At 70.2% G+C, this 12,666-nt stretch carries 11 protein-coding genes, 1 pseudogene and 1 riboswitch; of the genes and pseudogenes, 4 read left to right on the forward strand and 8 right to left on the reverse strand.

Features of this window, described 5'->3' with window-relative positions; all coding sequences use genetic code 11:
- Positions 1–191: 191 nt before the first annotated feature.
- Both GBZ48_RS34520 and GBZ48_RS34525 read right to left on the reverse strand, forming a co-directional pair.
- Positions 192–806 carry a DsbA family protein gene (locus GBZ48_RS34520; protein WP_174475162.1) on the reverse strand — a complete coding sequence of 205 codons (615 nt, stop codon included), beginning with the start codon at positions 804–806 and terminating at the stop codon, positions 192–194.
- Between the two features lie 102 nt (positions 807–908).
- Complete coding sequence (locus GBZ48_RS34525; protein ID WP_042696260.1) at positions 909–1,622, reverse strand: response regulator; 714 nt, start codon at positions 1,620–1,622, stop codon at positions 909–911.
- Between the two features lie 247 nt (positions 1,623–1,869).
- On the opposite strand from GBZ48_RS34525, the gene GBZ48_RS34530 reads away from it, so the two are divergent.
- Positions 1,870–2,055, forward strand: a complete 186-nt coding sequence (locus GBZ48_RS34530; RefSeq protein ID WP_174475163.1) for a hypothetical protein — start codon at positions 1,870–1,872, stop codon at positions 2,053–2,055.
- 423 nt (positions 2,056–2,478) lie between these two features.
- On the forward strand, positions 2,479–4,650 hold the full coding sequence (locus GBZ48_RS34535; RefSeq protein WP_174475164.1) for a hypothetical protein: 2,172 nt from the start codon (positions 2,479–2,481) through the stop codon (positions 4,648–4,650).
- 46 nt (positions 4,651–4,696) lie between these two features.
- Here the strand turns inward: GBZ48_RS34535 and GBZ48_RS34540 are convergent, their stop codons facing one another.
- The 5 genes from GBZ48_RS34540 to thiO all read right to left on the reverse strand — a co-directional run bounded on the left by GBZ48_RS34540 (position 4,697) and on the right by thiO (position 8,094).
- The gene (locus GBZ48_RS34540; RefSeq protein WP_246307668.1) at positions 4,697–5,161 is read right to left on the reverse strand and encodes a hypothetical protein; all 465 of its coding nucleotides are present in this window, start codon (positions 5,159–5,161) and stop codon (positions 4,697–4,699) included.
- A 29-nt stretch (positions 5,162–5,190) separates the two neighbouring features.
- Positions 5,191–5,634 carry a hotdog fold thioesterase gene (locus tag GBZ48_RS34545; RefSeq protein ID WP_174475166.1) on the reverse strand — a complete coding sequence of 148 codons (444 nt, stop codon included), beginning with the start codon at positions 5,632–5,634 and terminating at the stop codon, positions 5,191–5,193.
- 144 nt (positions 5,635–5,778) lie between these two features.
- Positions 5,779–6,579: a thiazole synthase gene (thiG, locus tag GBZ48_RS34550; protein WP_174475167.1), complete on the reverse strand. Its 801-nt coding sequence runs from the start codon at positions 6,577–6,579 to the stop codon at positions 5,779–5,781.
- 115 nt (positions 6,580–6,694) lie between these two features.
- Positions 6,695–6,916: a sulfur carrier protein ThiS gene (gene thiS, locus GBZ48_RS34555; RefSeq protein ID WP_109052009.1), complete on the reverse strand. Its 222-nt coding sequence runs from the start codon at positions 6,914–6,916 to the stop codon at positions 6,695–6,697.
- Positions 6,913–8,094 (reverse strand): glycine oxidase ThiO, encoded by a 1,182-nt coding sequence (gene thiO, locus GBZ48_RS34560; protein WP_174475168.1) that lies wholly within the window; start codon positions 8,092–8,094, stop codon positions 6,913–6,915. Before thiO ends, thiS begins: the two co-directional genes overlap by 4 nt.
- Positions 8,086–8,185: riboswitch (TPP riboswitch) on the reverse strand. It overlaps the preceding gene by 9 nt.
- A 282-nt stretch (positions 8,186–8,467) precedes the next feature.
- Between thiO and GBZ48_RS36865 the strand changes: the two genes are divergently transcribed.
- Positions 8,468–10,531: a methyl-accepting chemotaxis protein gene (locus GBZ48_RS36865; protein WP_174475169.1), complete on the forward strand. Its 2,064-nt coding sequence runs from the start codon at positions 8,468–8,470 to the stop codon at positions 10,529–10,531.
- A gap of 20 nt (positions 10,532–10,551) precedes the next feature.
- On the opposite strand, the gene GBZ48_RS34570 is transcribed toward GBZ48_RS36865, so the two are convergent.
- Positions 10,552–12,018: a DNA polymerase Y family protein gene (locus GBZ48_RS34570; protein ID WP_246307669.1), complete on the reverse strand. Its 1,467-nt coding sequence runs from the start codon at positions 12,016–12,018 to the stop codon at positions 10,552–10,554.
- 273 nt (positions 12,019–12,291) lie between these two features.
- Between GBZ48_RS34570 and GBZ48_RS34575 the strand changes: the two are divergent.
- A pseudogene (locus GBZ48_RS34575) lies at positions 12,292–12,666 on the forward strand (hypothetical protein); the annotation flags it as partial.

A 12,666-nucleotide genomic window follows, 5' to 3' on the forward strand; every position in this document is an offset into this window, starting at 1 on the left:
GACTGCCGGGGGCGGGCTGGAGGTCCGGGGACGGCGGTCGGGAACGATCTGATCCATGGGGCGGTAAACCGAAACGAGAGCAGGCACCGCGGCCGGCGCCCAACCGAAAGTCTTAGCCCATGGTTATAGCGGTTTGCCGGCCCCGACCGTCAGCACTTTCCGCCCCCGGATGACGATCCGGAGGCCGAGCTTTACCAGCCGCCGGTGGTGAGCCAGCGGTCAACCATGTCGAGCCGGTCCCAGCCCCAGAAGGGCTCGCCATCGACGATGAAGAAGGGCGAACCGAAGACGCCGCGTTCCACCGCATCGTCGACCTCGCTGCGCAGCCGGTCCTTGACCGCCGGGTCCTGGATGGCGGCGGTCACCGCGGCGCGGTCGATGCCAAGGCTGCCCAGCGTCTTCGCCGCAATCTCCGCCACCGTGTCGGCCGGGCCGATGTCCTGCCCCTCACCGAAATGGGCGTGATAGATCGCGCGGGCCAGCAGCTTGGCCTGTTCCGGATGCTCGTCGGCCAGCCAGTAGAAGGCGCGCGAGGCGGCGACGCCATTGGCCGGGGCCGAATCGGGGAAGGTGAAGGGCGCGCCGGTCAGGCGGGCGATGCGTCCGACGTCCTGGGTCAGATACTCGCCGCGCAGGGGCTGCTCGAGGTTCGGCTTCATGCCCGTCACCTTGAAGATGGCGCCGAGCAGGACCGGGTGCCAGGTGACGGTGCGGCCATGCTTCGCCGCCAGCTCGTCGATGCGCAGGCTGGCGAAGTAACCGTAGGGCGAACCGAAGTCGAAATAGAAATCGATGGAATCAGGCACGCGCGTTTCCTTTCCGACAGGTTTTCAGGAAAGGCTAACGCGGGCGTGGGAAGGCGTCCAGGGTGGCGTCCGGGGGAGCCACGGACAGGGATCGGCGGGTCCTCAGACGGTGCGGACCTTGGCGTCGAAGACGTAGCCGGCACCACGTTCGGTCTTGATGATGCGGGGTTCCTTCGGGTTCGCCTCGATCTTGCGGCGCAGGCGCAGGATCAGCACGTCGATGGAACGGTCGAACACCTCCGCCCCGTCGACCCGGGTGAGGTCGAGCAGCTGGTCACGGGTCAGCACCCGCTGCGGCCGCTTGACGAAGGCCGCCAGCAGGCCGAACTCCGCCTTGGTCAGTTCCACCTCGCGCCCCTCCTGGCCGCGCAGGCGCTGGGCGGTGAGGTCGAGTTCCCAATTGGCGAACTGCACGACGGCGCGCAGCTCTTCCGGGCTGCGGGCCGGGCGGGCGTCGTTGGAGACGCGGCGCAGCACCGCCTTGATGCGGGCCAGCAGTTCGCGCGGGTTGAAGGGCTTGGTCAGGTAATCGTCGGCGCCCAGCTCCAGCCCGACGATGCGGTCGACATCCTGGTCCTTGGACGACAGGATGATGACGGGGATCTGCGATTCGGTGCGGATCTGGCGGACAAGCCCCAGACCGTCGCCGTCGGGCAGACGCAGGTCACAGACCACGAGATCGACAGGTTCGCCATCCAGGGCCTGCCGGGCCGATGCGGTATCCTGCGCCGTCGTGACCCGGTACCCCTCTCCCGCCAGATATGAGGCCAAAAGCTCCCGAATCGGCTCGTCGTCGTCGACCGCGAGAATATGCATGCCTGTTACCTCCCCAAACCTTCTTATCTCACGCGCGAGCGCCACGCAATGCGTTACAACCCGGTAACAGCCGCGGCTCTTTCGCCCACCGCGTGAGTTGGTTGAAACCCCCTGCCGCGCCAGCGACATAAAAATACCCTTGCGCAGACATTAACCAGAAACACGCTGCGGTTTAAATCCAGACCATCGAACAGGGGACGGCTGCACAGGGCGCCGAACCAATGCCGTGATGGGGGAATGCACCGCCATGTCGAACATCGATCATTGCCTGGAACGTCTGGCCCTGCTCGACCGCGCCGACCGTCTGCTGAACGAGGTGCGGGTCTATGGGCAGCATGGCCCGATCCGCGAAACGCTGGCGCAGCACCGGCTGCTGCTGGGCGAGGCGCGGCGCCATCTCGACTCGGCGCGCTCGGTCGGGCGGCCGAGCTGACGGCCCGACCGAACGACTGGAACCCGAAAAACTGAGACAAGACCCCGATCATGTCCGGCCGCACCGTCCCTGCACTGCCGATGCCGCACCAGCGCACCGCATCGCACGCCCCGACCCACTCCCCGGCCTACTATAGGACCGCGAGGCGCCTTCCCGCCGACGGCAACCGCCGTCCGGTGGCGGAGCGTTGCAGCCATCATCAGGGCTGCAATCCGGGCTGCGCGCCGAATGTGGCACAGGTCGCGGCCCATAACGGCGCGCCACTGTGGCGCACGATGATGGAACGCTGGCTGACGGCGGCGCCCTGACCACGGCCCCCCACCCTTCAGGCCTCATCCGTCTCTTCCGGCAACGCTCTCCCTATTCCCGCCCGAATTCGCGCTTATGCCGACGCTCGGGAGCAACAGAACCGGAGAGACAATCATGACCCGTGCCATCCTTCTCGCCTCCACCGCCCTGCTGATGGCGGCCCCGGCCGCCTGGGCAGCGGCGGACGGGCCAACCGGCGGGCAACTGGCGCTGACGCGGGTTCTGCTGTCCACCGGCGGCGTCGGCTATTTCGAATATGAGGCGACGGTCAGCGGCGATGCCGACCTGTCGCTGGAGGTCCGGCGCGATCAGGTTGACGACGTGCTGAAAAGCATCGTCGTCTATGACGACAAGGGCGGCGTCGGCACCATCGGCCTGCCCGGCGCCGAGCCGCTGGACACCGCCTTCCGCGAACTGCCCTTCTCGGCGGGCGACCTCACCTCCCCCGCCGCTCTGCTGAACGCGATGCGCGGGGCGGAGGTGACGTCCGGCGGCTCCCGCCAGTTGACCGGCCGGCTGATGTCGGTGACGGAGGAGACGGTGCGGCTGCAGGGCAGCGACGGCGCCACCGCCATGCGCCACCGGGTGACGCTGATGACCGCCGACGGCCTGCGCCAGCTGGTGCTGGAGGAAGCCGACGCCCTGCGCTTCACCGATCCGGCGGTGCAGGCCCAGATCGACCGGGCGCTGTCGGCGGTGGCGGACAATGCCCGGCGCGAGCGGCGGCAGCTGACCGTGCACAGCCGGGCGCCGCAGGACGGCCAAGCCGCCGGCGAGCGGCGGGTCCGGGTCGGCTATGTCGCGGAGATGCCGCTGTGGAAGGCGACCTACCGGCTCAGCATGACGCAGAGCGGACAGCCGCAGAATGGGCAGCCGCAAACCGGGGCGGCGAAGGAGGGCAACGGCGCCCTGCAGGGCTGGGCGGTTCTGGAGAATCTCAGCGGCGAGGATTGGAAGGGCGTCGATCTGACAGTGGTGTCGGGCAACCCGGTCACCCTGCGCCAGGCGCTCTACACCCCCTACTTCGTCGAACGGCCGGAGGTGCCGGTGGAGGTGCTGGGCCGGGTGCTGCCCACCGCGGACGAGGGCACGGTGACACTGAACGACGCCCATCCGGCGATGCGGGCGCAGTCGGAAGCCTCGCGCGCCGCGGCGCCACCCGCCGCGGCCATGGCCGCTCCTCCGCCCCCCGCACCGGCCATGGCCCCCGCGCCGATGGGCGAGCCGCTGGCGAAGGTGGCGCCCTACGGCAGCGCCGCCGGGACCCCGGCGATGGCCGCGGTGCGCGGAGCCGATGCCGGTGCCGCGGAAGGCGCCCAGGTGCTGTTCCATTACCCGCAGCCGGTCAGCGTGCCGAACGGCGGAACGTTGATGATGCCGATCGCCGTCCGCAGCCTGCCTGTCGAGCGGGTGGCGCTCTACCAGCCGGGAACCGATGCCCGCCACCCGCTGGCGTCTCTGCGGCTGCGCAACGACGGCGACACCGCCCTGCCGCCTGGGCTGCTGACCTTCTATGACCGGACCGGCGGCACCGGGGCGGAGACCAGCGCCTATGTCGGCGACGCGCGCATGGCGACCCTGCCGGCGGGCGACAGCCGTCTGCTGTCCTTCGCCGTCGATCAGGCGGTGACAATCGACCGCGAGGAGAAGCCGAGTCGCCGGCTGTCCCGCGCCGCCCTTGCCGATGGCGTGCTGACCCTGTCGGTCACCGACCGGCAGAGCACCACCTACACGGTGGCGGGCGCCCCGGACGCCGACCGCAGCGTGGTGATCGAGCATCCGCGCCGCCCCGGCTGGGACCTCGCCGAGCCGGCGGGCGGCAAGACGGAGGCGACGGCCGGCGCCTACCGCCTGCCGCTGGCGGTGCCGGCCGGCAAGACGGTGACGCTGACCGCGACCTTGGAACGGCCGCGGCAGGAGCGGATCGTGCTGACCGATCTGAGCGTCGACCAGATCGCCGCCCGCGCCTCTGCCCCCGAACTGCCGCCGGAGGTGCGTCAGGCGCTGACGACGCTGGCCGGCCTGCAGTCCGCCGTCGCCGAGAAGGAGCGCCGCATCGCCGAATTGGAGGACGAGCGGACCGAGCGCATCGCCGACCAGGACCGGCTGCGCGAGAACCTGAAGGCGCTGCCGGCGGGCAGCGACCTGCACAAGCGCACGCTGGCCAAGATGGGAGAGGCGGAGAATCGCCTGGACGGCTTGGCCCGCGACCTGACCACCGCCCGCGCGGAGGCGGAGAAGGCCCGACAGGTGCTGCGCGAACGGGTGAAGGCTATGACGATCTGACAAGTCGAAGGGGGGCGTGGGTCCGCCCCCCTTCAGGCTTCCGTCCTTACAGGGTCGTCGCGCTGCAATAGGCCCAGTCCTCGCCCTGCAGGCCGAAGAAGGCGGCGACCGGCTTGCCGCTGGACCGGTCGACGACGACGCGGAAGCGGGTGCCGGTGCAGGTGCCCTGGGTCTGCTTGGCGACCGGGACCTTGACGTGCTTGGACTTCAGGCAGGCTTCCGACATCTTCGGCGGGTTGGCCGGGCCGTCCACCTTTTTGCCGTTCAGCACCATGTAATAGGTGGTGGCCTGCCCGCCCTTGACGTCGGCCTTCACCTCGATCTTGCCGAAGCGCGACTTGTAGAGGCCGGCATCCTGTTCGCCGTCCGGCGCGCCGCTGGGCAGCGAGCGGAAGGAGATGGCGGCGCAGGAGGGCGGATCCTTGGCCTCGGCCGGGGCGGCGGCCAGCACGGCGACACCGCCGGCCAGCAGCAGGGCGGCGGGCACGGACAACAGACGGGCAGACAGCATGGAAAAGCCCTTTCGAACCGGTTGAAACGTCATTTCGGCATCACGCAGAAAGTGGTCTGCTGCATCAGGGCGCAGTCCTTCTCGACACCGCCGTCCAGCATCGACACCTCGACCTGGGTGATGACCAGGGTGCGGCCCGGCTTCACCACGCGGGCGCGGGCGATCATGACGTCGCCCTTGGCCGGCGACATCAGGTTGATCTTGAACTCCACCGCCAGCACTTCCGCCCCGGCCGGCATCAGGCTCAGCGCCGCATAGCCGCCGGCATTGTCGGCCAGCGTGCTGACCATGCCGGCGTGGAAGAAACCGTGCTGCTGCGTCAGGTCGGCACGGAAGGGCAAGCGCATCTCGCAGAAGCCCGGCCCCATCGCCGCCAGTTCGATGCCGAGCGTCTTGCAGATCGGCTGCTGTTCGAAGGACGCGAAACAGCGCGCCTTCCAGTCGGGAGTGCGGGGTTCAAAGGTGGCAGGCACGGGAATGGTCTCCGGCAGATGGGCGCCAAGGGAGGCGGTGCGCCACAGCCTGCGTCAGCCGCCCCGCCGGATCAAGCGGCCGAACGGAGTGCGCGTCACCTTGCCCACCCCTCTCGCCGTCCGGTTGCCCATGGTCGACCGCCGTCAGCCGCCGATCAGGCCCATCTGCGGGCTGGACGGTTCGGCATGGGCGCGCATCGGCATGCGGCCGGCCAGATGGGCGGCGCGGCCGGCATTGACCGCATCGCGCATCGCCGCCGCCATCCGCACCGGGTCGCGCGCCTTCGACACCGCCGTGTTCAGCAGAACGGCGGCACAGCCAAGCTCCATCGCCAGCGCCGCGTCGGACGCGGTGCCGATGCCGGCGTCCAGCACCACCGGCACCGGGCTGCGGGCGCAGATCGTCTCGATGGCGTGCGGGTTGCGGATACCCATGCCCGACCCGATGAAGGCCCCCAGCGGCATCACCGCCGCAGCCCCCAGGTCGGCCAGCTTCCGGCAGGTCACCGGATCGTCGTTGCAATAGGGCAGCACGACGAATCCGTCATTCACCAGTTCCTCCGTCGCGCGCAGCAGTTCCTCCACGTCGGGATAGAGCAGCTCGCGGTCGCCGATGACCTCCAGCTTGATCCAGGGGGTATCCAGCGCCTCGCGCGACAGCTGGGCGGTCAGCACGGCCTCCTTGGCGGTCATGCAGCCGGCAGTGTTGGGCAGCAGCCCAACCGGGCCAGCAGCTCGTCCCCCGGTGGCGCGGGCCAGCACGTCGACGAGGCTTTCCGAATAGCCGTCCAGGCTGATGCGGCGGATCGCCAGCGTGACCAGCTCGCTGCCGCTGGCCGCCAGCGCGTCGAGCATCACCTGCTGGTTCGGATAGCCGGCGGTGCCGAGGAACAGCCGCGAGCCGAGGCTGCGCCCGGCGATGGTGAGGGTGTCGGTCTGGGACATGGGGGGGAGCCTTTTGCAAAGACCCTCTCCCGCCTCTCGCACAAGCTTCGTTTGTGCTGACGGCGTCAGGCGGATCGAAGATCCGCTGAGAGCCCCGGGAGAGGAAAATTCAGGGTCAACCGCCCTGGATGGGGCGGACGATTTCGAGGCTGTCGCCGGGTTGGAGCGGAGTCTCCGGCCAACGGCGGCGGGGGACCACTGCGCCGTTCAGAGCGACCGCGACACCGAGGGTCCCGGCGGCGATGCCGCGCCCGGCCAGGAACTCGGCGACGGAGGCGGCGGACAGCGGCTCTTCACGGCCGTTGACGCGGATGGCTTCACGTGAAACGGCGCTCATGCGGCGGCTCCCGCGGCAACGAAGCGGTCGGCGGCGAAGGGGCGCAGCAGCGGGTCGGTCTCGCCGGTCAGCACCAGACGGGCGATGCCGTCGGCGGTCACCGGGGTCAGCAGGATGCCGTTGCGGTGGTGGCCGGTGGCGTGGATCAGGCCGGGAATGCCGCTCTCGCCCAGGATCGGCGCATCGTCGCGGCTGCCGGGACGGAAACCCGCCCAGGCTTCCTCGATGGGCAGCTCGGCGATGCCCGGCAGCGCCCGCCACGCCCCTTCCAGCAAGGCGAACTGGCCGCCGGCGGTCAGACGGTCGTCGAAGCCGCGTTCCTCCGTGGTGGCGCCGATCAGCAGCCGGCCGTCCAGCCGCGGGATCAGATAGGTGCCGGGCGTCCACACCACATGGCGCAGCAGCGGCAAACGGGGGTCCATGCGCAGGCAGACCATCTGCCCCTTCACCGGCCGCACCGGCGGCTTCGCGGCGGGCGGCAGCCCAGGCACCCCGGCCGACCACGCCCCGGCGGCCAGCACCACCCGGTCGGCCCGGTGCAGCGTCTCGGCCACCCGCACACCGACGGCGCGCCCGTCCTCCTCCGCCAGCGCCACCTCGCCGCACCCCTCGTGCAGATGAGCGCCGGCAGCCACGGCGGCGCGCCGCAGGGCGGCCGCGACCTTGCGGTTGTCGACCTGATGGTCGCCGGCACAGAACAGGGCGCCGGCGACACCCGGTTGCAGGAAGGGTTCGCGCCGCCGCACCTCGACCCCGCTCAGCCACTCCACCGGCAATCCCAGATCGCGCTGGAAGCCGTGCAGGAAGCGGACCTTCGCGGCATCGTCGGCGGTCAGCGCGATGACCATGGTTCCCTCGCTGCGCAGGTCGACGGCCATGCCGCTGGCCGCTTCGAGATCGCGGGCGAAGTCCGGCCACAGGGCCTGCGACGCGCGGGTCAGCGGCAGCAGCCCCTCCTCGCCCGGCTCGGTTTCGACACAGGCGGCCAGCATCCCACCGGCGGCATGGGTGGCGCCGCGCCCAGCCTCCCCCCGCTCGAAGACATCGACGCGGCAGCCGGCCGACGCCAGCCTCCAGGCGATGGCGAGGCCGATGCAGCCGGCGCCGATGACGGCAACGGAAGGACGGAGTCCCGGCGCGGAAACGGAATATGGATGCGGTTCTGGCGCATGGATCATGCGGCGGCTCCCTTCGCTGGAATTACCCAGACAGGTTCGATGGGTGTGTTCTCAGCCGTGCGACCACCGCACGGCACCCCAGGCCTATGGATTGCCTTATGCCAATGTTCCGCTGGCCCCACAAGCGGAATCGACCGTCGCCCGGCATTGCTATCCGGTCCCGCCACCCCAGCCCGCCGCATCTGCCGACGGCCCAACCTGACGATGGATGCGGCGACAGGCCGCAGCCGGATACGGAGTCCCCCCGACAGGAAACGCTACCGATCGGCAGCTAAATTGTCGGCAAAATGAGCCATACCCGGGCACTCACAGCAGAAAACGGGCGCCGCCAACGCGCGGGATGAACAACAAAGACGACCGAGGATTCGCCAGCATGCTGTCTTTCTTCCGCTCGGACTCCCCAACCTCCCCCGTCCCCGGCAGCCCGGTCGGCACCTCAGCCGGCAGGTCCGAACCGCCAGCGCATGCCGCCGGACCGGCGGAGCAGCCGATCCGCAGCCTGTGCCTGCCGGCGGGGCAGATCGGCGCCGCGGCGCTGGAGGGTCTGACTTTCGCAGACGGTGCACCGGCGCTGGTGGTCGGTTTCGTGTCGCCCCATGTCGATTTCGCCGCCACCGCGCGGGCGGTCCGCTCCGCCCTGCCGGCGGCGACCCAGCTGGTGCTGGTCTCCACCGCGGGCGAGCTGTGCGCGGCCGAGGGCCAGCCGCTCTACCGCAAGGCCGGCGACCGCTGGGACAGCGTGGTGCTGCAATCCTTCAGCCCGCGCCTGCTCGCCGGGGTCAGCATCCAGTCGGTCCCGCTGCATTGCGACGACCTGCGCGGCGGCCGCCCGACCCGCGACGTGCCGGCCCGGGTGGAGGCGATCCGCGGCGAGCTCGACCGCATCCGCGTCCCCTTCCCGGTCGACAGCCACGACACGGTGGCGCTGACCTTCATCGACGGGCTGTCGGCCAGCGAAAGCTGTTTCATGGAGGCGGTCTACCGCTCAGGCCATTTCCCCTGCCTGTTCATCGGCGGCTCGGCCGGCGGCAAGCTCGACTTCCGCAACACCCATCTGTTCGACGGCCAGCGCGTGCTGGAGAACGTGGCGGTGACGATCTTCCTGAAGATGGCGCCCGGCATCCGCTACGGCATCTTCAAGTCGCAGAATTTCCGGCCGACCCAGACCCGCTTCGCCGTGGTCGACGCCGACCCGATGTGCCGCATCGTGCGCAGCGTGATCGACCGTGACGGCTTCGAGGTCGTCGGCTTCATCGACGCGCTCGCCAAATCCCTGCGCTGCAAGCCGCAGGAGCTGCCGGGCAAGCTGGCGAAGAACACCTTCGCCATCGAGATGGAGGGAGAGCTGTTCGTCCGCTCCATCTCCGGCTTCGATTTCGAGAAGGGGGAGGTCTCCTTTTACTGCGACGTCAATCCCGGCGATTCGCTGTGCCTGGTGGAGGCGACCGATTTCGTCCGCCAGACGGAAGACGACCTCTCGGCCTATCTGCGCAACAAGCCGCGGCCGGTCGGCGCCATCCTGAACGACTGCATCCTGCGCCGGTTGAACAACCCGGACCAGCTGTCGCGGGTCCATGCCTTCGACGGGCTGGCCGCCGCCGGATTCTCGACCTTCGGCGAACTGCTGGGCATCAACATCAACCAGACCCTGTCGGCGCTGATGTTCTTCGAGGTGCCGCCCGGGACCGGGTTCTCCGACGACATGGTCGACCGTTTCCCGGTGCATTACGCCCGGTTCCAGAGCTATTTCATCGCCACCCGCTACAACCGGCTTGAGCTGCTGAGCCGCATCCGCAACAGCGTGATCGAGCGGATGCACAGCTATCTCGACGCGCTGGTGACGCTGACCGGCGGCGTGCAGGAGACCGCCAGCTATGCCGCGCGCATCGGCGGCTCGATGTCGGCGATCGAGGCGACGCTGAACCGCCACGCCACCCTGTTCGACGGCCACGCCGACCGCAAGGAGGCGCTGGTCCGCGAATTCAACCAGCTGTCCACCGTGGTGAAAAGCATCGAGAAGGTGCTGGCGGTGATCGACGGCATCGCCAGCCAGACCAACCTGCTGGCGCTGAACGCCACCATCGAGGCCGCCCGCGCCGGCGAGGCCGGAAAGGGCTTCGCCGTGGTGGCGGCGGAGGTGCGCAAGCTGGCCAACGACACCAAGCAGACTCTGGCCGACACCCGCCGCGCCATCGACCAGGTGGTGACCTCCGTCCGCTCCGTCGGCGGTCAGCTCGACGACACCAGCGCCCGCATGGACGAGGCCGCCACTGCCTCGCAGGAGTTGCAGACCGACATCCATGCGGTGATCGACGAGGTGGAGGGCGCCCAGAAGGCCATCGAAGGCCGCCTGTCCGACATGAACGACCACGCCCGCCGCATGGAGGACATCAACCGCTACATCGCCTTCCTGAAGCAGCTCGACCGGGCGGGGTAAGCGGGCGTCTGCCCGACACCTCACCCCAAAAACCCGTGCAGGAACCAGCGCGGGGTCTCGTCGGGGCGGTACAGGCCGGCGCGGAACAGCCAGAAACGCCGGCCGCCCTCATCCTCGACCCGGTAGTAGTCGCGCAACGCCAGCCCCAGCGACCCTTGCCCACGCCACCATTCGCATTCGATCCGCTCCGGCCCTTCGGCCCGGCGCACACGGTGGGGCACGCCGCGCCAGACGAACAGCAGCGGCGGGTCGTCGGGCAGCGGGGCGGTGGCCTCCACCGGCTCGGGCGGGGTCAGCAGGCGCAGGGGGCGCGGCTGCCCGGCGGGCCAGGGTTTCGGCGCCGGCAGGCGCTCCATCGGCGGATGCGGCGCCACGCAGCGCTCCGGCAGCCAGCTTTCCCGTGGCACCAGCCGCAGCACCGCCCGTTCCCCCAGCCGCAGCGCCAGTCGGTCGACCAGTTCGGCCAGCTTGTCGTCGCTCCCCTGGTCGCCGGGCCCCTCTCCCTCGATTGCGGTCTGGACGGCGGACAGCGGTCCCGTCTCGGTCGCCGACAGCACCAGGGTTTCCAGCCCCGGCCCCGACCCGAGTTCGATCCGCTCCAGCAGCGGGACGAACAGCCGGGCAAGCACCGCCGGGTCGCGCGCCGGGCGGCTGGTGCCGAGCGCCAGGCTTTGCGGTTCGTCGTCAACCCGCTGGTCGGTGCGATGGACATCCAGCCGCAGCCGGCGCGCCCCCTGCCCTGCCGCCTCCAGCCCCTTGCACAGCCTCCCCAGCAGATGGCTCAGCGCCCCGGCAATCGATTCGGGCGTGGCGATCGGTTCAGCGAAGGTCAGGCGCTCACGATGGTCCGTCACCGGCCGGCGCGGGGAGATCGGCTCGTCCAGCCGGCCGAGGGCCTGATCGTACCGTTGCAGCAACCCGGCCCCGAACCGCGCCGCCAACCCCGCCCGCGGCATTGCATGCAGGTCGCCGATCCGGCGCAGGCCCAACGCGTGCAATCCCTCCACCATCTCCGCCGGCAGTCGCAAGGCGGCGAGCGGCAGGCCATCCAACGCCTCGTGACGCCGCTGCTCCGGACTGCCGAACCGCACCAGCCCCCAGGCGGCGGCCGGGGTGTCGGCGATGGCGGTGCGGGCGGCGAAGCCGGCGGCGTGCAGCCGGCCGGTCAGGTCGGCGGCCAGCGCCGGTTCGCCCCCAAAGAGATGGGCGCAGCCGGTGATGTCGATCACCACCCCGTCCGGCTCGTCCGCCGCGGTCCAGGGGCTGTAACGCCGCGCCCAGTCGGCGACGCGGCCGAGCAGGGCGGAATCGGCTTCCGGCGTCGCCTCCGCCACCTCCAGCGCCGGTTCCAGCGCACGGGCATCGCTCAGGGTATGGCCGGGAGCGATGCCCAGCATTGCCGCCGCCCGGTTGACCGCGACCACCACCCGCCGCTGGCGCTCCGTCCGCAGCAGGACGAAGGGGCGGGCACGCAATTCCGGCGGCATGAGCCGCTCCCGCGCGTCGGTCGGCAGGCGCGGCAGCCACAGGGCAAGGATGCGGCGCTTGGCTCTCTCCGACCTGCCTTGCGATCCCCCCTCACCCCGACCCCCTCCCTGGGGAGGAGAGGGGGACAAGGGCGGATGGGGAGGTGGATGCGTCATATCGAGCCCAACAATCAAGAACAAACAAAGAACATTCTAGCGCTGGCTTGACCGCAAGGGGAGTCCCTCCTTTGGGGTCATCTTGCCGAAACGTTCGGTAGTGCCGACATTCCGTACATGACCCCACATCCCCCGCCCTTCGCCCGCCATCCGGTTGCCAGCCGTCTGGCTCCGCTCCTTCTCCTGCTGGCGGCCGGTGCCTGCGCGCCGTCGGACCTGCGCGACGACACGCCCGGCCGCGCCCAGGCCTTTCCGCCTGTCTACAACCAGACAGTCGTTCCCGGCGGGGGTGAGCGACGAACCTGGAGCCAGATCCAGGCGGAGCAGGGGGCGGAGCAGTCACGGACCGACTCCAGACCCGCCACCGCGCAATCCCGGCAGACCGACGACCGGCAAATCCGCCGCGACCCGGACGGCACCGACCAGCCGCAGCCCAAACGCCGCCGCGGCAGTTCGTCGCCGCCGCCCGACCCGGCCGCCCTGCCCCAGCCG

It is taken from the genome of Azospirillum melinis, assembly GCF_013340935.1.
Lineage (GTDB): Bacteria > Pseudomonadota > Alphaproteobacteria > Azospirillales > Azospirillaceae > Azospirillum > Azospirillum melinis.